This window comes from Nocardia vaccinii NBRC 15922, assembly GCF_001613305.1.
Classification (GTDB): Bacteria; Actinomycetota; Actinomycetes; order Mycobacteriales; family Mycobacteriaceae; genus Nocardia; species Nocardia vaccinii.
The window spans coordinates 1-26,999 of record NZ_BDCC01000044.1; the positions used below are offsets into that span (position 1 = coordinate 1).

Sequence of the window (26,999 nt, forward strand, 5' to 3'; positions counted from 1 at the left end):
AGCGAAGCGGAGGCCAAAGATACAGCGCCCGCCTGCATGCGCAGGCGGGCGCTGGTACGGACGGCATTGTCCGGAAAGGGAATTCGCGATCAGTGGACGATGACGGGCTCACCTTCCGCCGGGGCGGGGGCGGTGTTCGGCATCAGGGCCAACATGACCGCGGCGCCGGCCAGGAAGATCCCGGCGGCCCACCAGAAGCTGGTGGTGTAGCTCTCGATCAACGACTGCGCGACGTTCAGCGGGGTGGGCTGACGGTGCGTCAGATAGTCCGACGCGGCCGAGGCGGCGATGGTGCTCAGCAGTGCGGTACCGATCGAGCCGCCGACCTGCTGGCTGGTGTTGATGGTCGCCGAGGCGACACCCGCGTCCTCGTGGTGCACTCCGGCCGTCGCGCTCTGGAACGCGGTGGACATCGCACCACCGAGGCCCAGGCCCAGCAGGATCAGCGCCGGCAGGATGTGCGAGGCGTATCCGGTGTGCAGACCGATTCGCGTCAGCCACACCATACCCACCGCGGCGATCAGGAATCCGCCGCTGACAACGAGTTTCGGCCCGATCTTGGGCAGCACCAGGGACGGGACGGTCGTGGACGAGGCGATCATCGCGGCCACCATCGGCAGGAAGGCCACACCGGTCATGATCGGCGAGTAGTGCAGGGTCAGCTGCATGTAATAGGTCAGGAACAGGAAGATCGCGAACATCCCGATGCCCATCACGAAGATGGTCAGATAGGACCCGCCGCGGGTGCGGTCGAGCACGATCCGCAAGGGCAGCAACGGGTTCGACACCCGCGTTTCCAGCCAGGCGAACACACCGAGCAGCACGACGCCGCCGATCAGGAAAGTCAGGGTCAGGCCGTTGGTCCAGCCGTGCGATTCCGCGTGCGAGAAGCCGTAGACGATGCCGAACAACGCCGCGGTCACCGCCACGGTGCCGGGGATGTCCAGCTTCGGCCGCTCGGTCGTGACGTGCTTGGCCAGCAGCGCGACCGCACCGACCAGGGCGATGGCGGCGAAGACCAGGTTGACGTACATCACCCAGCGCCAGGACGCCCATTCGGTGAGCGCGCCGCCGAGCAGCAGACCCAGCGCGCCGCCGGTTCCGGCGACCGCGCCGAAGATGCCGAATGCCTTCGCCCGTTCGGATGCCTCGGTGAACGTCACGGTCAGCAGGGCCAGTGCGGCGGGAGCCAGCAGTGCGCCGAACGCCCCCTGTGCGACGCGCGCTGCGACGAGCATCACGAAACCGTTCGCCGCACCGCCGACCGCGGAGGCGACGGCGAATCCGACCAGCCCGACGATGAACGTCGTACGCCGCCCGAACAGGTCACTCAGTCGTCCGCCGAGCAGCAGCAGGCTGCCGAACGCCAGGGCGTAGCCGGTGACGACCCATTGCCGATCCGCATTGGAGAAGCCGAGATCCAACTGCGCCGCGGGCAGCGCGATGTTCACGACGGTAGCGTCGAGCACGACCATCAACTGGGCCACGCCGAGGACGGCGAGCACCCACCAGCGCAGGGCGTGCGAACCGCGGCGGCTCTCGCCGCGGTCGCGCCGGGACGAGGATGTCGCCCGGTCTTTCCGGAGATCTGTCGAAGTGGTCATTGGGTCCCTTGTCCGATGCCGTTATGCGGAGGATGTCCCTCCGCTTAGTTGGAAAGCTACCACAATAACGGAGGTATTGCCTCCACTTAATCCCGGATCTTGGTAATATGGGGATGTGAACCCCGCCACTACCCCCGCACCACCCCGGCGCCTGCGCGCCGACGCCGCCCGCAATCAGCAACGCATTCTCGAGGCGGCGCGCAGACTCTTCGCCGAACGCGGCCTCGAGGTCACCCTCGACGACGTGGCCGAGGCGGCGGGCGTCGGCGTGGGCACGGTGTACCGGCGGTTCGCGAACAAGCAGGAACTGATCGTCGAGGTGTTCGAGCACAACATCGCGGAGATGGCGGAGATGGTCGAGTCGGCCAACCGCAACCCGGATCCTTGGGCGGGGTTGACCGAGGTGTTCGAATACGCCTGCCAGCACATGGCCCAGAACCGCGGCTTCGGTGAGGTGATGCTCGAAATCCCCGATGCGCAGGCACGTTTCGCCTGGGTACGGGATCGGATCAAGCCCGCGATCGAGCATCTGATCGAGCGCGCGCGCAGCGCGGGGGTCCTGCGCGAGGGTATCGCGCCCTCGGATTTCTTCGTCCTGGTCAGCATGGTGGAGACGATCGCGGCCTTCGCGCGCCCGGTCGATCAGCAGGTCTGGCGGCGCTATATGACCATCGTGCTGGACGGCGTGCGAGCCGACACCGTCCCCCGCAGCCCCCTCACCATCCCCCCGCTCGACGAAGAGGCGATCGACCGCGCCAAGGCCGCCTGCTTCCCGCCTCGCAAGAAGTAGTCACACCCGGCCGATACGGTCGGGCCGCCCACGAACGTCGCCGACAGGGGTGCCGAAGTGGCGTGCCACACACCTATCACTTAAAGTTGGACGCGTGACCAACTCGTGGGTGAACTGGGCAGGCGATCAGCGATGCGAGCCGGATGTCATCGCCGCGCCCGAGTCCGCCGATGAAGTCGCCGAACTGGTTCGCGAGGCGGGAGATGCGGGGCGGACCGTGCGGGTCGCCGGCGCGGGGCATTCGTTCACCGACACCGTGCTCACCGACGGCACGCTGCTGCGGCTCGAGAAGATGAACCGGATTCTGGAGGTCGATCGCGCCAGTGGGCTGGTACGGGTCGAGGCGGGGGCGACGCTGAACGCGCTGAGCAGTGCGCTGCATCCGCTGGGGCTGGCGTTTCCCAACCTGGGCGATATCGATGTGCAGACCATCGCGGGTGCGACCGCGACCGCGACGCACGGCACCGGGTCCCGACTGCGAAACATCTCCGCCGCATTGCATTCGGTGGAGCTGGTGCTGGCCGACGGCAGCCGATTGGAACTCGACGAGCAGAGCGATCCCGAGGGGTGGCGCGCGGCACGGGTGAATCTGGGCGCACTCGGCGTGGTCACCGCGGTCACGCTCGAGCTGGTGCCCGCCTTCGTGCTCGAGGCGATCGAACGTCCGTTGCCGCTGGCGGACGTGCTCGCTGATCTGGACGAATTCGTCGACGGTAACGAGCATTTCGAGTTCTACATGTTCGCGCACAGCCCGATCGCGATGACCAAGCGCAACAACCGGGCCGACCTTCCGGAGCAGCCACGCGCCAAACCAGTGGACTGGTTCGCCGACATCCTGCTGTCCAATTACACGTTCGACGCGCTGGCCCGGCTGTGTCGCGTTCGGCCACAACTGATTCCGTGGATACAGCGGGCGGCCGCCTATGCCGGTTCGTACCGTCGCCAGGTGGATCGGTCGTACCGAGTCTTCGCCTCCCCCAGACTTTTTCGCTTCACCGAGATGGAATACGCGGTGCCGCGCGAACATTCGGTGGACGCCATTCGCGAGATCAAGGAGGTGTCCCGGCGGTTCGCCGGCCCGATGCCGATCGAGGTGCGCTGGGTGGCCGCCGACGATGCCTACCTGTCCCCCGCGGCCGGCCGGGACACCTGCTATATCGCGGTGCATCAGTACCACGGCATGGAGTACGAACCGTATTTCCGTGCCTGCGAAGCGATTTTCGATCGTTACCAGGGCCGCCCGCACTGGGGTAAGCGACACTTCCAGACCGCGGACACGCTGCGCGAACGGTACCCGGAGTGGGAGCGGTTCCAGCAGGTCCGCCGCCGCCTGGATCCGCAGGGGCGCTTCAGCAATCGGTATGTGAACCGGGTACTGGGCCCGCTCGGCTGACCTCGATCAGCGAGACCGCTCGCGCGCGAGGCGCAATTCCATCTCCACGGGCAGTTCCTCCAGTTCGAGGGCCTGCCGCAATCGGGGAACCGCGTGCGTGCGGATCCGGTCGCGCAGGGCCGTGACGTCGGCGTCGGGGGCCGCCGTCACGACCAGGTGCAGACCGGGCCCGCGCCCCGGCCCGGACAGCCGGGCCGTGGCGCTGCGCACCCCGTCGTACGATTCGATGTCGGTGGCCACCGGAGCACAGGCGACCGCCGTATCGAGCGCGACGGTATCCGCGCAATCCCTTGCGCGAGCACGCCATCGGGCCGGTCGCGGCGTCCGGGGAATCTGTGCGACCGCCCACCGCACGGCACCCAGCGCGGCCAGGCAACCGACACCCACGACCGTCCACAACACCCAAACAGGCGGCACGCCGTTCGGCACCAGAGCTGATCGACGCCCCACCCATCCGAGCCGGCCGAAGTGCGCGGCAAGCGCGTACCCGCCCACCGCTGTCAATGCCAGCCCGAACACCGCGAGCAACGTCCGGTTCAACCGAGCCGCACCATTGCGAGTCGTCATGGCGCACCCACCCCGCCATCCCGCCGCGCCTCGCAGGCAGCGGCCGTATTGCTGTCCCCCGCGGCATTGCAGCGCCGCGCCGCTGCGGCAACGCCGATACGTCGAGGCCCCGCCGACATCGCCCGCGTCATCCGGCCCTCCCCACGACCTGCTCCGGTCCCGCGACCGCGATCGAATCGCCGCCCACCGCGGCGTCGCCGGCACGCGGTTCCCGCTGGCCACCCGGCTCGGCCGATCGGCCCCCTCGGCGGGCTGCCACCACGACGCGTCGCGCCGGGTCCGGGCCGATCAGGGTGAGACGTTCGTCCACGACCGTGCGGACGCGCTCGTTCAACCCGGCGGAGTGTACATATGCGGTTCGAATCTTGACGTGAACCTTCTTGTGCCGCAGCCGGACTCGGGCCGAGCGCACCCCTTCGACCGATTGCGCGGCGTCCCGCAGGGCCGCGCACAGGCCCCGGCGGGCGACGCCCGCGGCGAATCCGTCGTCACCGGTCAGGGGCAGCACCACGGCGCGTCCGGGCAGGATCGCCGACATCAGCAGCGCGAGTCCGGCCGCGATGGCGACCACACCGCCGACCGCGACCCACCGGTCGTCCCAGGCGATCCCGTGCAGCCTGGCGACGACCCGCCCGATGGGCACGAATCCCTCTGTGCCGGTGAGGTGTTGAATCAGCAAGCCGACGGTGACCACACAGGCGGCCAGCAGGGCGACGGCCAGCACACTCGCGGGCAGGGCCCGGCGCGGACGTCGTTTCATAGCTCCACCAGCTCGCACATCTCGATCTCCAGGCGGCGCACCGCCAGGTCGAGCCGCTCGCGCACGCGTTCCACGACATGGCTCCGGCAGGCCGAGCTCACCTGCCAGACCGGCATCGGATAGCGGATCGGCAGTCGCATGCTCAGCTCCGCCGCACCACGGACGATGCGAACCCTGACCTGCACGTCGGCACATACACCGGTGATCTCCCGCGCGGCCTCGGCGGCGATCGCGCCCACCGCGCCGGGATCGATGACATCGGACGCATCCGGCCGTATCACCGCGGGTGTGGCGACCGTCGATACAGCAGGGACACCGCTGAGAATGCTCGTCATCAGTACCTCCGGTATTCGGTAGGGGCCGACCAACTGCTCCCCCCGCAATAGCCGAACAGTAACCGAAAATGACGTTCACCTCGCCTTACGCGCCGTGCGCGCGCCGATTCGCTGAGCGAGGCGCCCGGGTTTCACCGCTCGGCGGACACGCCGTGCGCCCGGCGACGGGCCCAGCCGAAGCTGAGCTGCACCGCGCGCTTCCAATCGTCGTACTGATCCTCGCGGCGCGACGGGTCCATGCGCGGGGCCCAGCGCCCGGCCGGACGCCAGTTGTTGCGCAGTCCTTGCAGGTCCGGCCAGTAACCGACGGCCAGCCCGGCAGCATAGGCCGCACCGAGCGAGACGGTTTCGGGGACGAACGGGCGCATCACCGGAATGCCCAGGAAATCGGCGACCATCTGCATCAGCAGATTGTTCGAGGTCATCCCGCCGTCCACGCGCAGGGTCGCGGCCTGCAATCCGGAATCGGCATTCATCGCGTCGACGACATCGCGGGTTTGCCACGCGGTCGCCTCGAGCACCGCCCGCGCCAGATGGCCCTTGGTGATGTAGGAGGTGAGACCGATCACCAAACCCCTCGCGTCACTGCGCCAATGCGGTGCGTAAAGCCCGGAGAACGCGGGCACGATGCAGCAGCCGCCGTTGTCTTCCACTGTGCGAGCGAGGGTTTCGATCTCCGGCGCGCTGGCCACCAAGCCGATGTTGTCCCGGATCCATTGCACCAGTGAGCCGGTCACCGCGATCGGGCCCTCCAGTGCGTAGACCGGGTCTCGATCGATCTGATAGCCGATGGTGGTCAGCAGGCCGTGGGTGGACTGCACGAGTTCACCGCCGGTGTTCATCATCAGGAATCCGCCGGTGCCGTAGGTGCACTTGGTTTCCCCACGGGCGAAACAGGTTTGGCCGAACAGCGCGGCATGCTGATCACCCAGTGCGGCGGCGATCCGGATACCCGGCACCACCCGCCGGGTGGTGCCGTAGGAGGCGGTCGAGGGCTGGATGCGGGGCAACATCGCCGCGGGAATGCCGAAGAAGTCCAGCAGTTCCGGATCCCAGCTGAGACTCGCCAGATTCATCAGCAGTGTGCGACTGGCATTGGTGACATCGGTGACGTGCTCACCACCGTCGACGCCACCGGTCAGATTCCAGATCAGCCAGGTCTCCATGGTGCCGAACAGCACCTCCCCGCGTTCGGCCCGCTCGCGCAGGCCCGGAGTGGTGTCGAGCATCCAGCGCAGCCGGGGCGCGGCGAAGTAGGTGGCCAGCGGAAGTCCGCACAGCTGGCGAATCCGTTGCGCGCCAGGACGTTTCTCGAATTCGGCGACCAGTTCCTCGGTGCGCACGTCCTGCCAGACGACCGCATGGCCGATCGGGTTGCCGGTGCGCCGATCCCATACGACGCTGGTCTCCCGCTGATTCGCAATCCCCAGTGCCACAATCTGTTCCACGCCGACGCCCGCATTGCGCAACACCTGCGGCACGATCCGGTCGACATTGCGCCAGATCTCCATCGCATCCTGTTCGACCCAACCGGGCCTGGGGTAGTACTGCTGATGCTCGCGCTGCGCCACCCCGGCCAGCTGCGCCCGCTGATCGAACAGGATGCAGCGCGTCGAGGTCGTGCCCTGGTCGATCGCCAGCACATATCGTTGTGTCATACGCCCAACTCTCCGATCGCCAATGGTCACCGCCCCGTGGCCAGATCCCGGGATATGGCGTGCGCCGCGTCGCGCACGAGCGCGATCAGCGGCGGGCGATGTCGCAGCTGTGCGTCGCAGATCCGATCGACGGGTCCGGCGATACCGATCGCGCCGATGACCAGTCCGCCCGGGGCGCGAATGGGCGCGGCGATACCGGCTTCGCCCGGCCGGAACTCCTCGACGTCGCCGGCCCAGCCGTTGCGCCGGACCTCGGTCAGCGTCCGGGTGAGCGCACCGCGATCGGTGAGGGTGCGGTGCGTCAGCGAGGTCAGCTCGCGACGCCGGACGGCGCTCGCGAGGTCGGGCTCGGCCGCGAGCAGTACCTTGCCCAGCGCGGTGGCGTGCGCGGGCAGCCGCTCGCCGACCTGCATGGCCTGCTCGGAGTTGTCCGGCCGAAAGACGTGATGTACCACCAGAACTCCGCCGTCGGTCCACACGCCGACGCGGACCGCCTCACCGCTGCGCGAGGCCAGCGAGTCCGCCCAGTTGATCGACCAGGACCGCAGGTCGTTGGCGTCGACCCCCGCTACGCCGAGTTGCCGCACCGCCGCACCCAGCCGATATTTGCCGCTGGCCGCGTCCTGATCGACGAAGCCGACACCCTGCAGAGTGCGCAGGATGCCATGGGCGGTGGGTTTGGCGAGATCGAGTGCGGCAGCGATATCGCCTACGCCGAGACGGCCGGAGCCGCGGGCGAGCAATCGCAGAATTGCTGCCGCCCGTTCGATCGATTGGATCGGACCGGGCATTGCGGGAACCTATCTGGAAAGTTTCGATTCGACAATGTCGAACGCTGGGTGATCGACCGATGACATCACCGCCACCATATGTGACCTGCACCATGAAGTCCTCCCAGCCGGAAGGAACGTAACCAGCTCAGCAGGGCCCGGCCAGCCCGGTCGTTCGGCATTGTCGAACGTTAACAATTCCGCTGTTCCCGGGCGATTCGTACCGTTTGCCGGTGCGGTCGCAGTGGCGACCGATGGCTCATCACGGAGGCTCAACGGTGAACTTCGGCTCGATCTTCGTCAGCGAGGCGTTCGGCACAGGACTTCTGATCCTGCTCGGCGCCGGCGTCGTGGCGAATGTGCTCTTGACCAAATCCAAGGGATTCGACGGCGGCTGGCTGCTGATCAACTTCGGCTGGGGACTGGGTGTCTTCGCCGGTGTGTACGCCGCCTACAAGACCGGCGCGCATCTCAATCCGGCGGTCACCGTCGGTATCGCGTTCAGCGGCGCGCACGAGTACGCCACAGGTATTCCGATCACCGTCGGCAATACCATCGCGTATCTGCTCGGGCAGATGATCGGCGCGTTCCTCGGCGCGTGCGCGGCCTATCTGGCCTACAAGCGGCACTTCGACGCCGAGACCGACGGGGCCAAGAAGCTCGCGGTGTTCTCCACCGGACCGGAGATCCGCTCCTACGGCTGGAACTTCGTGACCGAGGTCATCGCCACATTCGTGCTGGTCTTCGTCGTGCTGGCCTTCGGGCACACGCCGACCGGTCTGGGCCCGGCGGCGGTCGCGCTGCTGGTCGTCGGGATCGGCGCATCGCTGGGCGGTCCGACCGGATACGCCATCAATCCCGCCCGCGACCTGGGTCCACGCATCGCACACGCACTGCTGCCCATGCATTCCACCGCCCTGGCCGAGCCGGAGCGGGTCGCGGTCGGCGTCGGCGCGCATGAGGGGCGCGCCGAGCCGGAGCGGCCCGCGACCGCCGTGGGACCGGCACACCGCAAGAACTCCGACTGGTCCTACGCGTGGGTTCCGGTCGTCGGCCCGCTGATCGGCGGCGCGCTGGCCGGACTGATCGCCCACCTGGTGCTGTAGTTCGCGAACTTCCCGGCCGTGGCCCTTGCCATCGCCGCGAGATCCGATTAGAGACTTCTGCACCCCTTCTCCAGCACATTCTTTCGAAAGGACCGCGATGAGTCAGTTCGTCGGAGCCATCGACCAGGGCACCACGAGCACCCGTTTCATGGTGTTCGATCACGGCGGTAACGAGATCGCCCGTCACCAGCTCGAGCACGAGCAGATCCTGCCGCAGGCGGGCTGGGTGGAGCACAATCCCACCGAGATCTGGGAGCGCACCCGCGCCGTCATCGAAACCACGCTCACCAAGGCGAAGCTCAGCGCGGCGGACCTGGCCGCGGTCGGGGTGACCAATCAGCGTGAGACGACCGTGGTGTGGAATCGGCGCACCGGCCGCCCGTACTGCAACGCCATCGTCTGGCAGGACACCCGCACCGACAAGATCGCCGCCGACCTCGAGCGCGCGGGTCACGGGGACACCATCCGCCGCAAGGCCGGCCTGCCGCCCGCCACCTATTTCTCCGGCGGCAAACTGCGCTGGATCCTGGACAACGTGCCCGGTGTGGCCGAGGACGCCGAACGCGGGGAGGCGCTGTTCGGCACCACCGACACCTGGCTGATCTGGAATCTCACCGGCGGCATCGACGGCGGTGCGCATCTGACCGATCCCACCAATGCCAGCCGCACCATGCTGATGGATCTCGAGACGCTGGACTGGGACCAGGAACTGTTGTCCATCTTCGGAATTCCGCGCGCGATGCTGCCCGATATCGTGCCGTCGTCGAATCCGGGGCTGTTCGGCACGACCCTGGCCAACGGCCCGTTCCACGGCGAGGTGCCGCTGGCGGGGGTGCTCGGCGATCAGCAGGCCGCGACCGTCGGTCAGGTGTGCTTCCGGCCGGGTGAGGCCAAGAACACCTACGGCACAGGCAATTTCCTGCTGTTGAACACCGGCGAGGAGGTGGTGCGGTCCAAGCACGGACTGCTCACCACCGTCGCGTACCAGTTCGGTGATCAGAAACCGGTGTACGCGCTGGAGGGGTCGATCGCGGTCACCGGCTCGGCCGTGCAGTGGCTGCGCGATCAGCTGGGCATCATTTCCGGTGCGTCACAGAGTGAATCGCTCGCCGCGCAGGTACAGGACAACGGCGGGGTGTACTTCGTGCCCGCGTTCTCCGGACTGTTCGCGCCCTACTGGCGCTCGGACGCGCGCGGCGTCATCGTCGGGTTGTCCCGCTACAGCACCAACGCGCATCTGGCCCGCGCGACGCTGGAGTCGGTCTGCTACCAGACCCGCGACGTGGTGGCCGCCATGCAGGCCGATTCGGGCGTGGAACTCGATGTGCTGCGCGTGGACGGCGGCGTCACCGCCAACGAGCTGTGCATGCAGATCCAGGCGGACTTCCTCGGCGTCCCGGTCTCGCGGCCGGTCGTCGCCGAGACCACCGCACTGGGCGCCGCGTACGCCGCGGGTCTGGCGGTCGGATTCTGGCGCAGCACAGATGAACTCGAACAGAACTGGCAGGAGGACAAGCGCTGGGAGCCCACCCTCGGCGAGCAGGACCGCGAACGCGGTTATGCGCGTTGGAAGAAGGCCGTCGAGCGGACCTTGGACTGGATCGACCTCGACGAATGAGCGCCCGGCCCGGCGCCGTCCGGGCCGATCATCGAAAACCTTTGGAACAAGGAGAGTTACGGCAGTGCCCGCACATCTGGATCCCACCTATCGCGCCGACGCCCTCGCCTCGCTCGCTGCGGACGAGGTGGACGTCCTCGTCATCGGCGGCGGCGTGGTCGGTGCCGGAGCCGCACTCGACGCCGCCTCCCGCGGCCTGACCACGGTGCTGGTCGAGGCCCGGGACTTCGCGGCCGGAACGTCGAGCCGCTCCAGCAAACTCATCCACGGGGGCCTGCGCTATCTCGAACAACTCGATTTCGCGCTGGTGCGTGAGGCGTTGCGGGAACGGGGTCTGCTGCTGAACAAGCTCGCCCCACATCTGGTGCATCCGGTGTCGTTTCTGTTTCCGCTGCAACACCATTGGGAACGGCCCTATATCGGCGCTGGCGTCGCGCTGTACGACACCCTCGGCGGTGCGCGGGCATTGCCCATGCACCGGCACCTGAGCCGTTCGCGCGCACTGGGATTGGCCCCCGCCCTGCGCGAGGACGCGATGGTCGGCGCGATCCGCTACTTCGACGCGCAGGTCGACGACGCTCGGCACACGATGACGTTGGCGCGCACCGCCGCCCGGCACGGCGCCACCGTGCTGACCCGGGCGAGGGTGACGAGTCTGCTCCGCGAGCAGGAGCGGGTCGTCGGCGCCGTGGTCACCGATCGGGAGTCCGGGCGCGAATACCCGGTGCGCGCCCGCCGGGTGATCAGCGCGACGGGCGTGTGGACCGATGAGATGAATGCCATGACCGGCGTGGACTTCCCGTTCCATGTGCGGATGTCCAAGGGCGTGCACATCCTGGTGCCACGGGAGCGGCTGGACCTGGGCACCGGGCTGATCATGAAGACCGAGAAGAGCGTGCTGTTCGTGATCCCGTGGCGGGAGCACTGGATCATCGGCACCACCGATACCGACTGGTCGCTGGACAAGAATCACCCGGTGGCCAGCGCCGCGGATGTGCGATACATCCTCGATCACATCAATTCGATTCTGCGCGAACCACTTTCGAATGCCGATATCGTGGGAACCTATGCGGGGTTGCGGCCGCTGCTGTCCGGGACGTCGTCGAGTACCGCCAAACTCTCGCGCGAACACGCTGTGGCCGAACCGGTTCCGGGACTGTTCGTCATCGCGGGCGGCAAGTACACCACCTACCGGGTGATGGCCGCCGACGTGATCGACGCCGCGGTGGCCGGATTCGGGCGCGGAGTGGCCCGCTCGGTCACCGCCGATCTGCCGATTCTGGGCGCGGCCGGTTACCACGAACTGCTCGAGGATATCGACAGCGTCGCTCAGCGGGCCGGGCTGTCGGTCGCCGCGGCCGCCCATCTGGTGTCCCGCTACGGGTCGCTGGCCACCGAACTGTTCGCCATGATCGATCGCGAACCCGAGCTCGGCATGCCGCTGCCGGGTACCGAATATCTCGGCGCGGAGGCGGTGTACGCGGTCACCCACGAGGGCGCACTGCACCTGGACGACATTCTCACCCGCCGCACCCGGATATCCATCGAGGTCGCCGACCGCGGACTCGCCGCAGCCGCCACGGTGGCCGACCTCGTTGCCGGACAACTGGGTTGGGACGAAACCACCAAGAACCGGGAACTCGCCCACTACCGGGACCGAGTGAACGCCGAACTGGCCGCCAACGCGGCCGCCGACGACGACGCGGCCAACGCGGCACGCACGGCCGCACCCTGCTGAGCGCGTCTTCCACCCACACGCACGTGCGCGGTCCCGAGGCCTCGCCGGGCCGCGCACTGGATCCCCGGGAAACCCGTTGTGGTGCGAACGATTCAGCGATTCACGCGGCCGAACCACAGTCCGGCGCGAGAGCGAGCTACTCGTTGACCAGCCGCAGCCCCGGCGCGTGAACCCGGCGCCGGTCGACCAACCACACCATCACACTCTGATCCACCGCGGGATTGAGGGTTTCGATCTCGACCTCGACCTCACCGCGGATCGGGTGGTTCAAATGTACTGTGGCCGAACGGTAATCGGTCACGCGATGTTCCTGCCAGCGGCGGGCGAACTCCGGAAAGCGTTGCAGCGCTTCGATCGTCGTCGTCAATTGCGGATCGTCGGCCCATTGGGAGCGGGCCGCGCGCAGGGACGAGGTCATCAGGTCGGCGGCCACGGGCCAGTCGGTCCACCACTTCGCCGCCGCCGGATGGCCGAACAGGTAGTGCGCGAGGTTGCCCTCGACCTGTGCGTCGAGCAGCCCGAGCGGCTCGGCGAAAGCACGCCACGCGGCGTTCCAGGCCAGGATGTTGAGCCGGCGACCCAGCACGAAGGCCGGGGTGGGGTGTATCGCGTCGAGCACCGCTTGAACGGTGTCGCTGACGCGCTCGAAGGCCCGCCCGTCGGAGGGACAGCTGCCCACCTGGTGATCCAGCCCCAGCGCCAGCTTGCTGAAATGGTGTCGTTCGACCTCGTTCAGCCGCAGCGCATCGGCCAGGGCGGCCAGGACCGCGGTCGAGGGATTGGTGTCCCGCCCCTGTTCGAGGCGCGCCAGATAGTCCACACTCACCCCCGCCAACGCCGCGACCTCCTCGCGACGCAGCCCCGGCGTGCGGCGGCGACGCCCCGACGGCAACCCGACCTCCTCGGGCTGCAACTGCGCACGCCGGGCTATCAGAAACTCGGCGAATTCGGACCTCGACACGCCATCCATCCTCTACTGTCCCGGACCCGTTATCCGCGCCCTGCCAGTACCAGGATAAAGGCGGTGTGGATAACCGGACCACGGTCCGGAAGGCTGGAACGCATGACGACTTCCGAACAGACCCTCGCGACCGGAGCCTGGACGCTGGACGCGAACCACTCCTCGGTCAACTTCACCGTGCGTCACCTGGGCATTTCCAAGGTGCGCGGACGTTTCAACAACTTCGAGACCAGCTTCGTCGTCGACGAATCCGGCACCGCCGCCATCGAGGCCACCATCCACCTGGACTCGTTCGACACCGGCAACGAGGGCCGCGACAACCACGTGCGCAGCGCCGACCTGCTCGACGTCGAGAAGCGCCCCACCCTGCACTTCAAGGCGTCCGAGCCGGTGCGGGTGAGCGAGGAATTCGAGGTCACCGGCGAGGTCACCCTCGGCGGTATCACCAAGCCGGTCACCCTCGACGTCGAGTGGGGCGGCCTGCAGGAGTTCCAGGGCGACGGCAAGCGTCACGCCGGATTCTCCGCCACCGGTTCGTTCAAGCGCACGGACTTCGACGTCGCCCCGGGCCTGCCCGCCGCGATGCTGAGCGACAAGATCGCCATCGAACTGGACATCCAGCTCATCGAGCCGTAGTCCTGATCATCGGATCACGGGTCTGATTCATCACACCGAGCCGCCCTCGCCCACACCGGCAGGGCGGCTTCGGCGTATCGCACCCCGAGAACCGATTCGGCCGATCAGGGCAGCAGGCCGTGCCGCCGCGCCCGCACCACGGCCTCGTGCCGGGTGTGCGCGGACAGTTTCGTCATGGCACTGCGCAGATAGCTCTTCACCGTTTCCGGGCTGACCGAAAGACGTTCCGCCGCTTCGACATTGGTGCAACCGAGCGCGATCTGCGCGAGCACGTCGAGCTCGCGCGGCGCGAGCGTGGGCACCTCGTCCGGGATCCCGGGATCGGCCATCAGCCGGGCCAGCCGGTCGGACAGATCCCGCAACCGCGTGCGGGTCACCGCATCGGCGGCGGTCTGCGCGATACCCCGCACCTCGGCGTGAATGGCACGCAGCTGTTCGGCCAGCACCGCATCCGGTCCGGGCGCGGTCGCACCGGCCGCGGCCTCGCGCAGGCGCAGCCGCCGGTCCACCTCGTCGCGGATCGCCAGCTCGACCGATAGTCGCCGCCCCGCCGCCATGGCCAGATCCGCCGCGCGGTCACCGACCGGACCCGCGTCGCGACTCGCGACGTACAGCACCGCACGCGACTCCCCGTGCACCACGACCGGAATTCCGACCACCGCGCGCAACCCCTCGGTCAGCACCGGCGCATCGTAGTGGTGGGTGATCGTGGAGGCCGCCCGATAGTCCGCGACCGAGGTCGGACGCTTACTGGCGAAGGCCGCGCCACCCACCCCTGACGCCGAGGTCACCACCAGCCCCCGCATCGCATTGGTGCGAGTGCCCAGGAACTCGGTCAACACCAGCGCACCCGCGTGCACCTGACCACCGAATACCACCGGCATCCCCGAAACAGCCGCGACCTGCCGTAATTCCGCTCGCAGCGCATCGGAATCGCGGGGGCGCAACACATCGGCGGAACTCATTCTCGGCACCCCTTTCCGGGGGTAGCGGCGGGCAGGTGTGACCTAGATCCTATATCCGTGAGTAGGACCATGGGCCTGGCTCGGCCGACCAGCTATACACACGGAGCATGGGATACGCCGCTACTCGGCGATACCATCGGCGACAATCTGGACCGCACGATCGCGACCTTCGGCGACCGCGACGCGCTCATCGACCGCGTCACCGGAACACGCTGGAACTATCGCGAACTCGGCGCTCGGGTCGACGCACTGGCTTCGGGTCTGCTGGCCTCGGGCATCGGCAAGGGCGATCGGGTGGGCATCTGGGCGCCCAATCGTGCGGAGTGGACACTGGTGCAGTACGCGACCGCGAAGATCGGCGCGATCCTGGTCAACATCAACCCCGCGTACCGGATGCACGAACTACGATATGTGTTGCAGCAGGCCGGAATCCGGCTGCTGGTAGCCGCGACCGAGTTCAAGGGATCCGACTACGCGGCGATGATCGAACAGGCTCGACCCGAATGCCCGGATCTGGAACGCGTGGTCCTGCTCGACAGCGAAGAATGGTCCGCCCTGCTCGCGACGGGTGCGGCCGCGGACCCGGCGGAACTGGCCGCGGCACAGCGGAACCTGTCCCCCGACGATCCGATCAATATCCAGTACACCTCGGGCACAACGGGTTTCCCCAAGGGCGCGACACTCTCGCACCACAACATCCTGAACAACGGCTATTTCGTGGGCGAGCTGTGCGGTTACACCGCCGAGGACCGGATCTGCATCCCGGTGCCCTTCTACCACTGTTTCGGCATGGTGATGGGCAATCTGGCCGCGACCAGTCACGGCGCGGCGATGGTCATTCCGGCCGCCGCGTTCGACCCGGCCGCGACGCTGGATACCGTTGCGCGCGAACGCTGTACATCGCTGTACGGTGTGCCCACGATGTTCATCGCCGAACTCGCCGACCCGGGATTCTCCTCGTACGATCTGAGCTCGCTGCGGACCGGGATCATGGCCGGGTCGCCGTGCCCGATGGAGGTCATGAAACAGGTCATCGACCGGATGGGCATGCGCGAGGTCTCCATCTGCTACGGCATGACCGAGACATCGCCCGTCTCCACGCAGACCCGCCGCGACGATTCGCTGAGCCAGCGCACCGCCACCGTCGGCCGGGTCGGCCCGCATCTGGAAGTCAAGATCATCGATCCCGCAACGGGTCTCACCGTGCCGCGCGGGGAACAGGGCGAATTCTGCACGCGCGGCTATTCGGTCATGCTCGGCTATTGGAACGATCCCGGGCGAACGGGCGATGCCATCGACGCCGGACGCTGGATGCACACCGGCGATCTGGCGGTGATGGACGAGGACGGATACGTCGCGATCACCGGCCGGATCAAGGATATGGTGATCCGCGGCGGGGAGAACATCTATCCCCGCGAGATCGAGGAATTCCTCTACACCCATCCGGATGTCCTCGACGCTCAGGTGGTCGGCGTACCCGATCCGAAATACGGTGAGGAACTGGTCGCCTGGATCCGGATGCGCGAGGGCACAATGCCGTTGGACGCGGCCGCGCTGCGCGAATTCTGCACCGGCAAGCTCGCTCATTTCAAGATTCCCCGCTATGTCCATCTCGTCGAGGAATTCCCGATGACGGTGACCGGCAAGATCCGCAAGATCGAGATGCGGGAGATCTCCGCGACGTTGTTCCGCGCGGATTCCGCGGACATCACCCCAGGCCCGACAGGAGCGGCTCAGTGACCCGGCCCGAACCCACGTCCAATACTGCGCTCTACCGCGCGGCTCGCGACCAACTCATCGGTGCGGCAACCGATTACGAGACCGCGCGGAGTACCTTCCGCTGGCCTCGGCCGACCGGGAAGTTCAACTGGGCCGTCGACTGGTTCGACGTGATCGCGCACGGCAACGACCGCACCGCACTGTGGATCGTGGAGGAGGACGGCAGCGAGCGCAAGGTCGGCTTCCAGGAGATGGCCCAGCGCTCGGATCGGGTCGCGACCTGGTTCGCGAATCTGGGTATGCGCAAGGGCGATCGGGTGCTGCTGATGCTCGGCAACCAGGTCGAACTCTGGGAGTCGATGCTGGCCGTCGCCAAACTCGGCGCGGTCATCATGCCCACCACGGCCGCGCTCGGACCCGCCGATCTGAGTGACCGAATCGACCGTGGCGCAGTGCGTTTCGTCATCGCCAATACCGGCGACACCGCGAAGTTCGCGGAGGTGGCCGGCGATTACACCCGGATCGTCGTGGGCGATCCGGTTTCGGGCTGGCACGCCTACACCGAGGCCGACGCGGTCGAGACCGCGGGACCGTTCAGAGCGGTCACCGACGTCACCGACGAACTGCCGGTCTACTTCACCTCCGGCACCACCAGTAAGCCGAAGATGGTGCGGCACAATCAGATCAGTTATCCGGTCGGACATCTGAGCACGCTCTACTGGATCGGCGTGCGCCCCGGCGACGTCCATCTGGCGATCAGCGCCCCGGGCTGGGCCAAACACGCCTGGAGCTGCTTCTTCGCGCCCTGGATCGCCGAGGCGACGATCTTCGTCTACAACTACGCCCGCTTCGACGCCGCGGCACTGCTGAACCAGTTGCACCGGGCGGGCGTGAACACCTTCTGCGCGCCCCCGACGGTGTGGCGCATGCTGATCCAGGCCGACCTCGGCGAACGCCCGGCCGGACTGCGCGAAATCCTCGGCGCGGGTGAGCCGCTCAATCCCGACGTCATCGCGCAGGTGCGCAAGGCGTGGGGCCTGACCATCCGGGACGGCTTCGGCCAGACCGAGACGACTCTGCAGGTCGGCAACACTCCGGGCCAGCCGGTCAAACCGGGATCGATGGGACGTCCCGTGCCGGGAGTGCCTGTGGTCCTGGTGGATCCGATCACCGGCGAACTCTCCGACGAGGGTGAGATCTGCCTTGATCTGAGCGCCGATCCGGTCAATCTGATGACCGGATACCTCCAGGACCCCGAACGTAATGCCGCGGCGATGGCGGGCGGGTACTACCACACCGGCGATGTCGCCACCCGCGACGCCGACGGCTACATCACCTACATCGGCCGCACCGATGACGTCTTCAAATCCTCGGATTACAAGGTCTCCCCCTTCGAATTGGAGAGCGTGCTCATCGAACATCCCGCGGTGGTGGAGGCAGCGGTGGTGCCGCAGCCCGACGACACCCGCCTGGCCGTGCCGAAGGCATATGTCGCACTGGCCGCCGGATGGGCTCCCGACGACGAGACCGCCCGCGCCATCCTGGAATACGCGCGCGATCACCTCGCGCCGTATCTGCGCGTGCGCCGCGTCGAGTTCACCGAACTTCCCAAGACCATCTCGGGCAAGATCCGGCGGGTGGAACTGCGTCACCGCGAACAGACGGCACACGCCTCGGGTACTCGCATAGACACCGAATTCCGTTACGAAGAACTCCTTCGCACAACGACACTCGACTAATGCCCACACCGCGCACATGATTCGGATAGTCTCCCATCCGGCAGTTCCAGCGGGCCTATCCGAGTTCCGTCTCGGGTATGCGGTGTCCGGCCGAGATTGGCGCGTTTGCCCGAAAGTGGCGTGTTCCGCGCTAGCAGAGCAATTGGTCAGCACACCAGGCTGGGGCTCACATCCCGATTATTCGTGATCGACAGTCCGTAACTCGACGATTGGAGATTACCTTGGCGCAGCACACCGGTTGCCAGCACAACAGCGAGAGCGCCACGGCGTACGTCGTGGCCGCCCTCGAGGCAAAGGGCACTGCAACCCGCGACGATTTCGACGTACCCGCGATCGTCGCCGCAACCCATGCGATAGCGGAGAGCTGGGATTTCGATTCCCTGGAACGCACCACGTTCTGGGGAATCGCCGCGACCCACCTGAAATTCTAAGGACCGATGGCGGTCCCCGCCTCGACGAACGAACGCGCTTGCGCCGCAACGTTCCACCGCTGCGCGGCGCGACGGACCGAGGCGGCGTCCGCATATCCCAGCAACTGCGCCTGCCGGGCACGGCTCACCGGGCCCGCGGCTGCGGCGCGATGGAGCCTGGCGCGATCCAACTCCCGGCGCCAGGTCGTGCCCGCCTCGGTCAGCCTGCGTTGCAAGGTGCGCGGACTCGTGGCCAGGCGGCGAGCGACCCGTTCCAGCGAGACCTCGCCCTCGTCCAGCGCTTCGGCCAGCGCGGCGCCCACCCGTTCGGCCCAGCACAGTTCCAGGGGCGGCGGTGGCGGCAGCGTGGCCGCCAGCGGTTGCAGCACCTCCGCCAGCACCGGATCGGCGGTGGTCAGCGGCAGATCCATATCGCCGGCCCGGAACGTCATCGCGTCCAGGGGCGCGCCGAAATCGACAGTCGCCGTGCCGAATACGTCCCGGAAGGTCCGCAGATTCCGCGGCGCGGACTGCCGCAGGGAGACCCGGATCGGGTCCAGCGGCGCGTCCACGACGGCGCGAGCCCTGGTCAGCACGGCCACCAGTCCCCAGATCTGAGTCAAATCGCGGGCCCGGCCCTCACCATCGATCATGTCCAGTGTCAGGGTGGCCTCCCGCTCGTTCTCCTGGAGCAGGTCGAAGCGGTGATTGCTGGTGACCGCGGTGACGTACGGCCCGCAGGTCGCCAACCCCGCCCCGACCGTTGGCCCACTGGTGAACAGGTAGTCGTAGAGCCGCGTGGTCGACAGCTTGTATCGGCTCGCGATGCGTAACGCCACGTCGGGATCGTCGAGCCATTGCTCGGCGATTACCCAGAGTCGGCCGAAATGGTCGTTCGGTACATGTGTGCCGGGCCCGGTCATCGCCCAATCGGGCAGCCCGCATTCGCGTAGCAGCCGGTCACGATCCAGGCCGGCCTCAGCAAGTCGCGTAATCACAAATCGGTGCAATAGCGTCGAATCGGTCCCCATGCCCCTCCTGCCTACTGTTTCCCCGAAGAATCTTCCTGGAAATAGCTACCTGGCAGAGTAGCCGCAACGGCCGCGACGTTTCGCATTACCGCCGGACCGCCGGTACTTCTCGGCGCGATGTCCGATTTGTTCAAGACCTCGTCGCGGTCACCGCCATAGAGTCCGGATCCATGACTCTTCGACTGAATGTGATCGGCCTCGTCGCCGCGGATCTCGATGCCACCGTGGCGTTCTATCGCCGTCTCGGACTGGATTTCGGCGAGGTGACCGGAGGTCACGTGCAGGCCGGGCTACCCGGTGGCATGCAGCTGATGATCGACACCGAGGACACCGTCCGCTCCTTCCACCCGGACTGGCAGGGGCAGCCCGGCCGGATCGGGCTGGCGGTCGAATGCGACGGGGTCGCCGAGGTTGACAAGGTCTTCGCCGAACTCACCGCGGCCGGATATCGCGGGGAACTCGAACCGTTCGACGCGTTCTGGGGCCAGCGCTATGCCACTGTCCTGGATCCGGACGGGAACGGGGTCGATCTCTACGCACCGCTGGGTTGAGCGGGCCGCCCCCGGGCGATCAACCGGGCCAGTGACGTCCCGGACAGCTCGCGCACATCCCGTGCCAGATGGGCCTGATCGGCATATCCGGCGCGGAACGCGGTCTCGGCGAACGGGACTCCCGCGCGGGCCAGAACCAGCGCGCGTTGCAGGCGCAGCACCCGGCCCAGCAACTTGGGTCCGTACCCGAAGGCGGACAGCGACATTCGATGCAGTCGGCGCTCCCCCAGGCCGAGCGACTCGGCGACGGCGGCCACCGAAGCCCCCGCGTCCAGTCGCCGCACCACCGCGCGCAACGCCGGATCGACCGGATCGGCCTGGGCGGCAACGAGTCCGGCGATCCGGTCGAGTCCGGTCATGGGATCGGCCGAGGCGGCGAGGATCTCGGCCAGCGGACGCACCCGCGCGGGCCGCCACAGCTGGTCGAGATCGGCACGGCGGTCGAGCAGTTCGCGCGCCGGGACCCCGAGCAGTGCGGGCGCGGCGCCGGGGAAGAAGCGGATTCCGCTGATTCGCGTTCCGGGCGGGGCGGTGGTCGGATAACCGCGAGTGTCCGGACCCGCGACGACCAGCCGCCCGCCCGCCCAGAGCAGATCCATACATCCGTCCGGCAGGACCGGAGCGTCGTCGACCGGGCCGATCGTGCGCGTCCACACTGTTGCGCCGGGAACCGTCCGGGAACGCCGTTCCCGATACCGCGGCGGCGGGTGGATCTGCACCTTCGACACACTACGCGGCACGCCACGCCCGTCGGTGTTCATCGCCACACGGACCGGGGAGCATCCGGTGACGCCGCAGTCGGGCCACTAAGCTACCCAGGACTTTCCGGAGGGAAGAAAAGCTAGTTCAGATTGGGGTCCACACCACCATGCTCAAGGGTTTCAAAGACTTCCTGATGCGCGGGAACGTCATCGACCTGTCCGTCGCCGTCGTGATGGGCACCGCGTTCACCGCGATCGTCCGGTCGGTCACCAAGGGGATCGTGGAACCGCTGCTGGCGATCTTCGGCAGTAACAGCCCGCTCGGGCTTGGTTTCCAGCTGGTGCCCGGCAAACCCGCGACCTTCATCGCGATCGGGCCGATCGTCAGCGCCGCGGTCGACTTCATCATGGTCGCGGCAGTGCTGTACTTCGCGCTGATCCTGCCGATGAACACCCTCGAGAAGCGCTTCGCCAGGGGCAAGGTCAAGGAACTGGTGCCCACTCAGGAAGAGCTGCTGACCGAGATCCGCGATCTGCTCGCCGCTCAGGCGAGCGGGAAATCCGACGTCTCGAAGCGCTCGGACGAATCGGAACGCACCGATGGTTCGGCTGTCGACGCCCGGCGCGTCACCGCGAAAAGCATCGCCGACTGAATTCCGCGCCCTCGACCGCCGAGGCCGTCAACCGCAGTCCACCACCAGGGCGGTGGTGTTGTCACTGCCTCCGGCCCGCAGTGCGCCCTCCACGAGAGCCTCCGCGGTGATCGCCGCGGTCGCGCATCCGGCGAGCGTCTGCTTGATCTCCGCCATCGCCAGTGGTTTGTGCACGCCGTCGGTGCTCAGCAGGAATCGGCCGTGACTCGATCCGGTCATGGCCCGGCCGATGGCCTCGGGAGCGACCGTGCGCGCCGACGTGGTCACCAGATGTTCGAAGCGCCGCGCGGGACGCCGCCCGAGGGACCGGAAGTATTCCGCGGCGGTGTGGTCGGTGGTGATCTGATGCAGCACCCGGCCGTTCCACCGGTAGGCGCGGCAGTCGCCGACCCAGGCGATATCGCAGGGCCCGTCGTCCCGCGGAAATACCGCGACGACGAGGACCGCGTCGGCCTCCTTCTCCGGGAACTGCCGCAGCAATTCCGCTTGCGCCGCAAGGATCCCGGCCGCGGCTCCGGCCTGCGCCGCGGCCCGCGCGGCCACCGCCGCCACCGTGCGAGCGGCACGGGCGGCCAGCAGATTATCGCCGACTCCGTCCGCAACGACGAACGCGTTTGTCCCGGTGGCCGAATCGGTCCAGCTGGACACGGCGTCGGCATTCAGTGACCGCAGGCCTCGCCTGCTCACCGATGCTCCTGCGACGCCGGCCACCCGAATCAGCTCACGGCGGGAAAACGCGGCGGTAACTCCACTGTCCACGGCCGCCTCCTTGGGCGCTCACCCCCCTGCTGCCTGTCGGCAGCTATTTCAGTAAACCTCGCACACCCGTGCACAACACCAGATCCGGCTGTGGGATTCCTGAGAACCGGACGACCAGCATGTTCCGCGGTCATCCCGGCAGGGTGATCAGTCGCTGAGCATCGTCGAACAGCGCGCGCTCGGCGACCCGGGCGGAGGCCAGCGCGGCCAGCGATGCCGCGGCGAGCAGCATGTACATCACCACGATCTGGTAGCGGATCGCGGTGAGCGGTTCGACGCCCGCCAGGATCAGGCCGGTCATCGCGCCGGGCAGGCTGATCAGGCCGACGACCTTCGTGGAATCGATGCCGGGCACGAGCGCGGTGCGCAGCGCCGATCGCCGGTAGGGCAGGAATGCGGTCCGGGCGGGCAGGCCGAGGCACAGGCGCGCCTCGATCGCGGGACGGGCCGCCACGGCGTCCTCCCGCAGGCGGCGCAGGGCGATTCCGGTCGCCTGCATGGCTCCCGAGACGATCATCCCGCCGACCGGGACCACCACCCGCGCCTGAGTCGAGATGACCTGCAACGCGATCAGCGCACCGAGGGTGATCGCCGTTCCGAACGCGACCCCGGCGGTGGCCGCTCGAATCGCATGCGGCAGGCCGTCGCCGCGCCGTCCGGCGACCTGTCCGGCGATGCCGATCATCAACGCCACCCAGGCCAGCGCACCGGGTAATCCGGTGTGCCGGAACAGAATCAGCAGAATCGCCCCGACCGCGACCAGTTGCACCCCGGCACGCGCGGCGGCGATCAGCAGCTCACGCGTCAGATGCAACCGCTGCCGGTACGCGATCAGCGCGGCCAGGGCCACCAGCGCCACCGACGTGCCCACGCCCTGCCAGTTCGGAACCGAAAGTCCTTGTACCATCAGGCTTTCCGATCGTCGTGCGCAACGATCCGGGACAGTCCGCCGCTGCCCAGCAGCAGCACCTCGTCGGCGACCCGCCCGACGAATCCGCTGTCGTGGCTGACCAGCACCACCGATCCGCCCTCGCGGGTGTGCTCGGCGATGAGATCCGCGACCGCTCCGGCGGCGGCCTCGTCCAGAGCCGAGGTCGGCTCGTCCAGAATCAGCGCCTGCGGGCCGACGGCCAGCTCGCGCGCCAGGCAGACCCGTTGCGCCTCACCGCCGGACAGCTCGTCGCAGCGCCGATGCAGGAACGTCGGCGGTAGTCCGGCCCGTCGCAGGAGCTCGGCCGCCTGTTCGTCGGTCAGTTCGGGACGGCCCACCCGCACCTCGTCGGCGACGACGTCGGTCAGCAGCGTCGGCTGCTGCGGGACCAGCCCGACCCTGCGGCGCAGATCGAGGACGTCGAGTTCGGTGATCGGCACATCGTCCAGCAGGATCCGCCCGCTGGTCGGTTCGGCGAGCCGATTCAGCAAGCGCAACAACGTGGTCTTGCCGACCCCGCTCGGCCCGACCACCGCGGTACACCGGCCGCCCGGCAGCCGAACGCTGACGTCGGCGAATATCGTGGTCGGCCCGTAATCCACGCCGACCTGCTCCAGAACGATGCTGTGCACGCCACCACCCTGCCGCACCAGGGCACATAACGCACCGCAACCGCACGAACGCGCTGCCACCCGGAACCGGATGACAGCGCGTCGCGGAGTTCGGTCAGTCCTCGCTGAACGAGGAGGCGCGCTGCTTGCTCGCGCGGGCGCGGCGACGCTCGGCGCGCAGTTCGGCGAGTTCCTGTTCGAGGGTTTCGGCGATCCGGAACTGGCCGGTGTCGTAGCCGTTGAGCGGATCGTCCTGTGCGGCATCGGGGTCCGCGCCATTGCTCGCGGATTTGCCGTTGACGCCGGACTTTCCGTTCTTGGACGCCGAGCCGTTGACATCCGAACCGCTCAACCAGGCGTCGTTGGCGCGGTAATCGGTGGTGACCGCGGAATCGTCGGCGGCCGAGGAACGGAACGATGCGACCGGATCGTCCGCGTCCACCGTCGAGGGCTTGTCCGAATCCTTCGCCCTGGCGTCCATCCGGGTGGTGTCCTCCGCCGAGGTGGCCTCGCCGCCCGGCAACGCCATCAGCGCACCGCTGGGCCGGGTCACATCCGGGGAGACGTTCTGCCGGAAGAAACTCACGAAGGTCGGCATCGTGCGCCGGATCTGCTCCGAGGGGTCGGGCAGATCGCGGACCTGATCGGTGGCCTGCGCGATGGCCATGCCGTATCGGGAGCTGGCGGCGTGGTGGATGAGCAGCGCGACACCGATCATCACCGGGGCGACCGCGTGCACGCCGACGTCGTACCAGCGGCCCGACCTGATGTAGGGGTAGGTGTTGAGTCCGACCGTCAGCGACAACAGGGCCAGTTCGGCGATGGCGACCTGCTTGCGGCTGTCCAGGATGCCCCATTCGGCGACCTTGTTGGTGCCGATCATGATGATGACCAGACACACGCTGATCATGGCTTCGAGCAGGTAGCTGAACCAGTACAAGGGATCGGTGGGACCACCGGGGGCGATGTTGTGTTGCACGTTGACCGCCGACCACAGCATGCCGGCCGCGACCACACCGGCCAGCGCGCGCAGCGACCACGCCCGATGCCGGTACAGCGAGGCGAGTTTGGCGTGCGGACTCGATTCACGCCGCTGCGCGGCGAGCGCCCGGCGGGCGAGCAACAGATCACGCATGTCGGCCTTCGCGATCTTCTGGGATGTTGTCCTGGCTTCGTCGGAGGCCGCGGCCGCGGCTTGGACGTGCTTCCAGCGTTGGTCGCGCTCGGCCTCGCGAATCTTTTCGGCTAGTTCACGTTCGGCGCGCAGCTCGTCTTCGGACAGGGCCTCGGTCAGCGCGGGGTCGAACTGATAGGCCAGCCGTCCGCGGGCATGCTCGACCCGCTTCGCCAGATGCGTGACATCGTCTTCACTCGAGTGCTCGATGGTCATCGCGCCTCCAAGCGTGTGAGATGCTGCGGCAGCCAAGGGGTCACGGTTGGTAGCGGCACATAGCATTAATAGTCGATAGACCGCCCATGGCGAAACCGCAAGCTTGCCATCGGACACGAATTACCGGCGTGGCGCGCGCGACACGCGCAGAAGACGGGTGCACCCGAGCATCTCGAACTGGACCACCGACCCGGAACCGGACGGTACCGAACGCGCGGGTCGTCCCATTTCGCGGGCGTCGTCGTGATCGCTTGCGGCACAGCCTGTCCCGGTACTCACGAGTAGTTTGGTCGGGGTGGGGCCAACAGCCGCACGGGGAGCGCGATCGGATCCCGATCGCAGGAGACAGTGAGGATATCGTGGTCGAAACCGAAGCACCCGCGCCGACCGAAACAGTCGGCGATGATTTTTTCGCCGACCCATACGCGTACTACCGTCGCTGGCGCGAACGAGGCCCGGTTCTGCGGGTCCGATTGCCCCGGACGGGCATATCCGGCTGGGTCGTCATCGGATACGACGAAGGGCGCGCCGCGGCCACCGATTCCCGGCTGCGCAAGAACGTTCCGGGATTGCGAGCGATCTTCGAACGCAAAAATCCTGCGGCCAGGGCGAATCCGGGCGCTTTCGATCTGTCCGCGCACATGCTCAACAGCGATCCGCCCGATCACACCCGGCTGCGCAAGCTGGTCAACAAGGCATTCACCGCACGCAGCGTGGCCGCGCTGCGCCCGCGCATCCAGGAGATCACCGACGGTCTGCTGGACGCGATGGAGGGCAGCGCCGAGGTCGATCTGATCCAGTCCTTCGCGGTGCTGCTGCCGGTCACCGTGATCTGTGAGCTACTGGGCGTGCCGTTCGAGGATCGCGGGGACTTCCAGCGCTGGACCAAACTGCTGATCGGCGGCGCGGCCGCGACCGACGAGGAGGTCTTCGCCGCGGGTTCGGACATGTCGCGATATCTGCAACGGCTCGTCCAGACCAAACGCGAGGCGCCCGGCGAGGATCTGCTGTCCGGGCTGGTGCACACCAGCGACGAGGACGACGATCGGTTCACCGAGCAGGAACTGGTCTCGATGGCCTTCCTGCTTCTGGTCGCCGGTCACGAGACGACGGTGAATCTGATCGCCAACGGTACCCGGGCGCTGCTGCACAACCCCGCCCAGTTGCACGCTCTACGCGAGAATCCGGACGGTATTCCCGCGGCGGTGGAGGAATTCCTGCGCTACGACGGACCGGTCGGCTGGGCCACCGTGCGATACACCGAGGAGCCGGTCGAGATCGCCGGGGTGGAGATTCCGGCGGGCGAGTTGGTGTACATCGCGCTGAACGCGGCCAATCGGGATCCCGAGCGCTACACGGATCCGGACACGCTGAACGTCACCGGCGATTCGAGCGGACATCTGGCCTTCGGGCACGGCATCCACTACTGCGTGGGCGCCCCGCTGGCCCGGCTCGAGGCGGATATCGCGTTCCGGACGTTGCTGCGCCGATTCCCGGATCTGGGCCCGAGCGCCGCGGCACCGGAACCGATCTGGCAGCCGAGCTTCCTGATCCACGGGATGACAGCCTTCCCGGTCCGGCTCAGGTAGGCGGCATACGGATA

The 26,999-nt window shown here is 67.6% G+C and carries 26 protein-coding genes; 12 read left to right on the forward strand and 14 right to left on the reverse strand.

The window, feature by feature from the left end:
* Window positions 1–89: 89 nt before the first annotated feature.
* Entirely contained in the window at window positions 90–1,604 is a 1,515-nt protein-coding gene (locus tag NV1_RS26265) for an MFS transporter (RefSeq protein WP_067896797.1), read from the reverse strand.
* A 115-nt stretch (window positions 1,605–1,719) separates the two neighbouring features.
* Between NV1_RS26265 and NV1_RS26270 the strand changes: the two genes are divergently transcribed.
* Window positions 1,720–2,394 carry a TetR/AcrR family transcriptional regulator gene (locus tag NV1_RS26270; protein ID WP_067896800.1) on the forward strand — a complete coding sequence of 225 codons (675 nt, stop codon included), beginning with the start codon at window positions 1,720–1,722 and terminating at the stop codon, window positions 2,392–2,394.
* Window positions 2,395–2,488: 94 nt separating this feature from the next.
* Entirely contained in the window at window positions 2,489–3,787 is a 1,299-nt protein-coding gene (locus tag NV1_RS26275) for a D-arabinono-1,4-lactone oxidase (protein ID WP_067896804.1), read from the forward strand.
* Between the two features lie 6 nt (window positions 3,788–3,793).
* Here the strand turns inward: NV1_RS26275 and NV1_RS26280 are convergent, their stop codons facing one another.
* From NV1_RS26280 to NV1_RS26300, 5 genes are all read right to left on the reverse strand, one after another.
* Entirely contained in the window at window positions 3,794–4,354 is a 561-nt protein-coding gene (locus tag NV1_RS26280; protein WP_067896807.1) for an Asp23/Gls24 family envelope stress response protein, read from the reverse strand.
* Window positions 4,355–4,481: 127 nt separating this feature from the next.
* Complete coding sequence (locus NV1_RS26285) at window positions 4,482–5,114, reverse strand: DUF6286 domain-containing protein (protein WP_067896810.1); 633 nt, start codon at window positions 5,112–5,114, stop codon at window positions 4,482–4,484.
* The gene (locus NV1_RS26290; RefSeq protein WP_084525785.1) at window positions 5,111–5,449 is read right to left on the reverse strand and encodes a hypothetical protein; all 339 of its coding nucleotides are present in this window, start codon (window positions 5,447–5,449) and stop codon (window positions 5,111–5,113) included. The genes NV1_RS26285 and NV1_RS26290 overlap by 4 nt, the downstream gene beginning before the upstream one ends.
* 131 nt (window positions 5,450–5,580) lie before the next feature.
* Window positions 5,581–7,107: a glycerol kinase GlpK gene (gene glpK, locus NV1_RS26295; RefSeq protein WP_067896813.1), complete on the reverse strand. Its 1,527-nt coding sequence runs from the start codon at window positions 7,105–7,107 to the stop codon at window positions 5,581–5,583.
* A 26-nt stretch (window positions 7,108–7,133) separates the two neighbouring features.
* Window positions 7,134–7,898, reverse strand: a complete 765-nt coding sequence (locus NV1_RS26300; protein ID WP_067896816.1) for an IclR family transcriptional regulator — start codon at window positions 7,896–7,898, stop codon at window positions 7,134–7,136.
* Between the two features lie 257 nt (window positions 7,899–8,155).
* On the opposite strand from NV1_RS26300, the gene NV1_RS26305 reads away from it, so the two are divergent.
* The 3 genes from NV1_RS26305 to NV1_RS26315 all read left to right on the forward strand — a co-directional run bounded on the left by NV1_RS26305 (window position 8,156) and on the right by NV1_RS26315 (window position 12,339).
* Window positions 8,156–8,983 (forward strand): MIP/aquaporin family protein, encoded by an 828-nt coding sequence (locus NV1_RS26305; protein ID WP_067896819.1) that lies wholly within the window; start codon window positions 8,156–8,158, stop codon window positions 8,981–8,983.
* Between the two features lie 97 nt (window positions 8,984–9,080).
* Complete coding sequence (gene glpK, locus NV1_RS26310; RefSeq protein WP_067896822.1) at window positions 9,081–10,601, forward strand: glycerol kinase GlpK; 1,521 nt, start codon at window positions 9,081–9,083, stop codon at window positions 10,599–10,601.
* 64 nt (window positions 10,602–10,665) lie between these two features.
* Window positions 10,666–12,339 carry a glycerol-3-phosphate dehydrogenase/oxidase gene (locus NV1_RS26315; protein ID WP_067896825.1) on the forward strand — a complete coding sequence of 558 codons (1,674 nt, stop codon included), beginning with the start codon at window positions 10,666–10,668 and terminating at the stop codon, window positions 12,337–12,339.
* 136 nt (window positions 12,340–12,475) lie between these two features.
* On the opposite strand, the gene NV1_RS26320 is transcribed toward NV1_RS26315, so the two are convergent.
* Window positions 12,476–13,309 carry an MmyB family transcriptional regulator gene (locus tag NV1_RS26320; protein WP_245713930.1) on the reverse strand — a complete coding sequence of 278 codons (834 nt, stop codon included), beginning with the start codon at window positions 13,307–13,309 and terminating at the stop codon, window positions 12,476–12,478.
* A 93-nt stretch (window positions 13,310–13,402) separates the two neighbouring features.
* On the opposite strand from NV1_RS26320, the gene NV1_RS26325 reads away from it, so the two are divergent.
* On the forward strand, window positions 13,403–13,936 hold the full coding sequence (locus NV1_RS26325) for a YceI family protein (RefSeq protein ID WP_067896829.1): 534 nt from the start codon (window positions 13,403–13,405) through the stop codon (window positions 13,934–13,936).
* A 104-nt stretch (window positions 13,937–14,040) separates the two neighbouring features.
* Here NV1_RS26325 and NV1_RS26330 read toward each other — a convergent pair whose 3' ends face one another.
* The gene (locus tag NV1_RS26330; RefSeq protein ID WP_067896832.1) at window positions 14,041–14,901 is read right to left on the reverse strand and encodes a helix-turn-helix transcriptional regulator; all 861 of its coding nucleotides are present in this window, start codon (window positions 14,899–14,901) and stop codon (window positions 14,041–14,043) included.
* Window positions 14,902–14,970: 69 nt separating this feature from the next.
* Between NV1_RS26330 and NV1_RS26335 the strand changes: the two genes are divergently transcribed.
* The 3 genes from NV1_RS26335 (at window position 14,971) to NV1_RS26345 (ending at window position 18,790) form a co-directional block, all read left to right on the forward strand.
* Window positions 14,971–16,641: an AMP-binding protein gene (locus NV1_RS26335; RefSeq protein ID WP_067896835.1), complete on the forward strand. Its 1,671-nt coding sequence runs from the start codon at window positions 14,971–14,973 to the stop codon at window positions 16,639–16,641.
* The gene (locus NV1_RS26340; protein WP_067896840.1) at window positions 16,638–18,359 is read left to right on the forward strand and encodes an AMP-binding protein; all 1,722 of its coding nucleotides are present in this window, start codon (window positions 16,638–16,640) and stop codon (window positions 18,357–18,359) included. Before NV1_RS26335 ends, NV1_RS26340 begins: the two co-directional genes overlap by 4 nt.
* Before the next feature lie 221 nt (window positions 18,360–18,580).
* Window positions 18,581–18,790, forward strand: a complete 210-nt coding sequence (locus NV1_RS26345) for a hypothetical protein (RefSeq protein WP_084525803.1) — start codon at window positions 18,581–18,583, stop codon at window positions 18,788–18,790.
* Here the strand turns inward: NV1_RS26345 and NV1_RS26350 are convergent.
* Window positions 18,787–19,767 (reverse strand): AraC family transcriptional regulator ligand-binding domain-containing protein, encoded by a 981-nt coding sequence (locus NV1_RS26350; protein WP_245713931.1) that lies wholly within the window; start codon window positions 19,765–19,767, stop codon window positions 18,787–18,789. The two genes, NV1_RS26345 and NV1_RS26350, sit on opposite strands and share 4 nt — an antisense overlap.
* Before the next feature lie 203 nt (window positions 19,768–19,970).
* On the opposite strand from NV1_RS26350, the gene NV1_RS26355 reads away from it, so the two are divergent.
* Window positions 19,971–20,351 (forward strand): VOC family protein, encoded by a 381-nt coding sequence (locus NV1_RS26355; protein WP_067896846.1) that lies wholly within the window; start codon window positions 19,971–19,973, stop codon window positions 20,349–20,351.
* Here the strand turns inward: NV1_RS26355 and NV1_RS26360 are convergent.
* On the reverse strand, window positions 20,333–21,070 hold the full coding sequence (locus NV1_RS26360; RefSeq protein WP_245713932.1) for a helix-turn-helix domain-containing protein: 738 nt from the start codon (window positions 21,068–21,070) through the stop codon (window positions 20,333–20,335). The two genes, NV1_RS26355 and NV1_RS26360, sit on opposite strands and share 19 nt — an antisense overlap.
* 149 nt (window positions 21,071–21,219) lie before the next feature.
* Here NV1_RS26360 and mscL point away from each other — a divergent pair, with 149 nt between their 5' ends.
* Entirely contained in the window at window positions 21,220–21,705 is a 486-nt protein-coding gene (gene mscL / locus NV1_RS26365; protein WP_067896849.1) for a large conductance mechanosensitive channel protein MscL, read from the forward strand.
* A 27-nt stretch (window positions 21,706–21,732) separates the two neighbouring features.
* On the opposite strand, the gene NV1_RS26370 is transcribed toward mscL, so the two are convergent.
* The 4 genes from NV1_RS26370 to NV1_RS26385 all read right to left on the reverse strand — a co-directional run bounded on the left by NV1_RS26370 (window position 21,733) and on the right by NV1_RS26385 (window position 25,396).
* Window positions 21,733–22,392 (reverse strand): PP2C family protein-serine/threonine phosphatase, encoded by a 660-nt coding sequence (locus tag NV1_RS26370; protein ID WP_245713933.1) that lies wholly within the window; start codon window positions 22,390–22,392, stop codon window positions 21,733–21,735.
* Window positions 22,393–22,594: 202 nt separating this feature from the next.
* On the reverse strand, window positions 22,595–23,371 hold the full coding sequence (locus tag NV1_RS26375; protein WP_067896857.1) for an ABC transporter permease: 777 nt from the start codon (window positions 23,369–23,371) through the stop codon (window positions 22,595–22,597).
* Window positions 23,371–24,027 (reverse strand): ABC transporter ATP-binding protein, encoded by a 657-nt coding sequence (locus tag NV1_RS26380; protein ID WP_245713934.1) that lies wholly within the window; start codon window positions 24,025–24,027, stop codon window positions 23,371–23,373. Before NV1_RS26380 ends, NV1_RS26375 begins: the two co-directional genes overlap by 1 nt.
* A gap of 94 nt (window positions 24,028–24,121) precedes the next feature.
* Complete coding sequence (locus tag NV1_RS26385) at window positions 24,122–25,396, reverse strand: hypothetical protein (protein ID WP_067896860.1); 1,275 nt, start codon at window positions 25,394–25,396, stop codon at window positions 24,122–24,124.
* Window positions 25,397–25,755: 359 nt separating this feature from the next.
* Between NV1_RS26385 and NV1_RS26390 the strand changes: the two genes are divergently transcribed.
* A complete protein-coding gene (locus NV1_RS26390; protein WP_067896862.1) occupies window positions 25,756–26,985 on the forward strand; it encodes a cytochrome P450 family protein in 1,230 nt (409 codons plus the stop codon).
* Window positions 26,986–26,999: the final 14 nt, after the last annotated feature.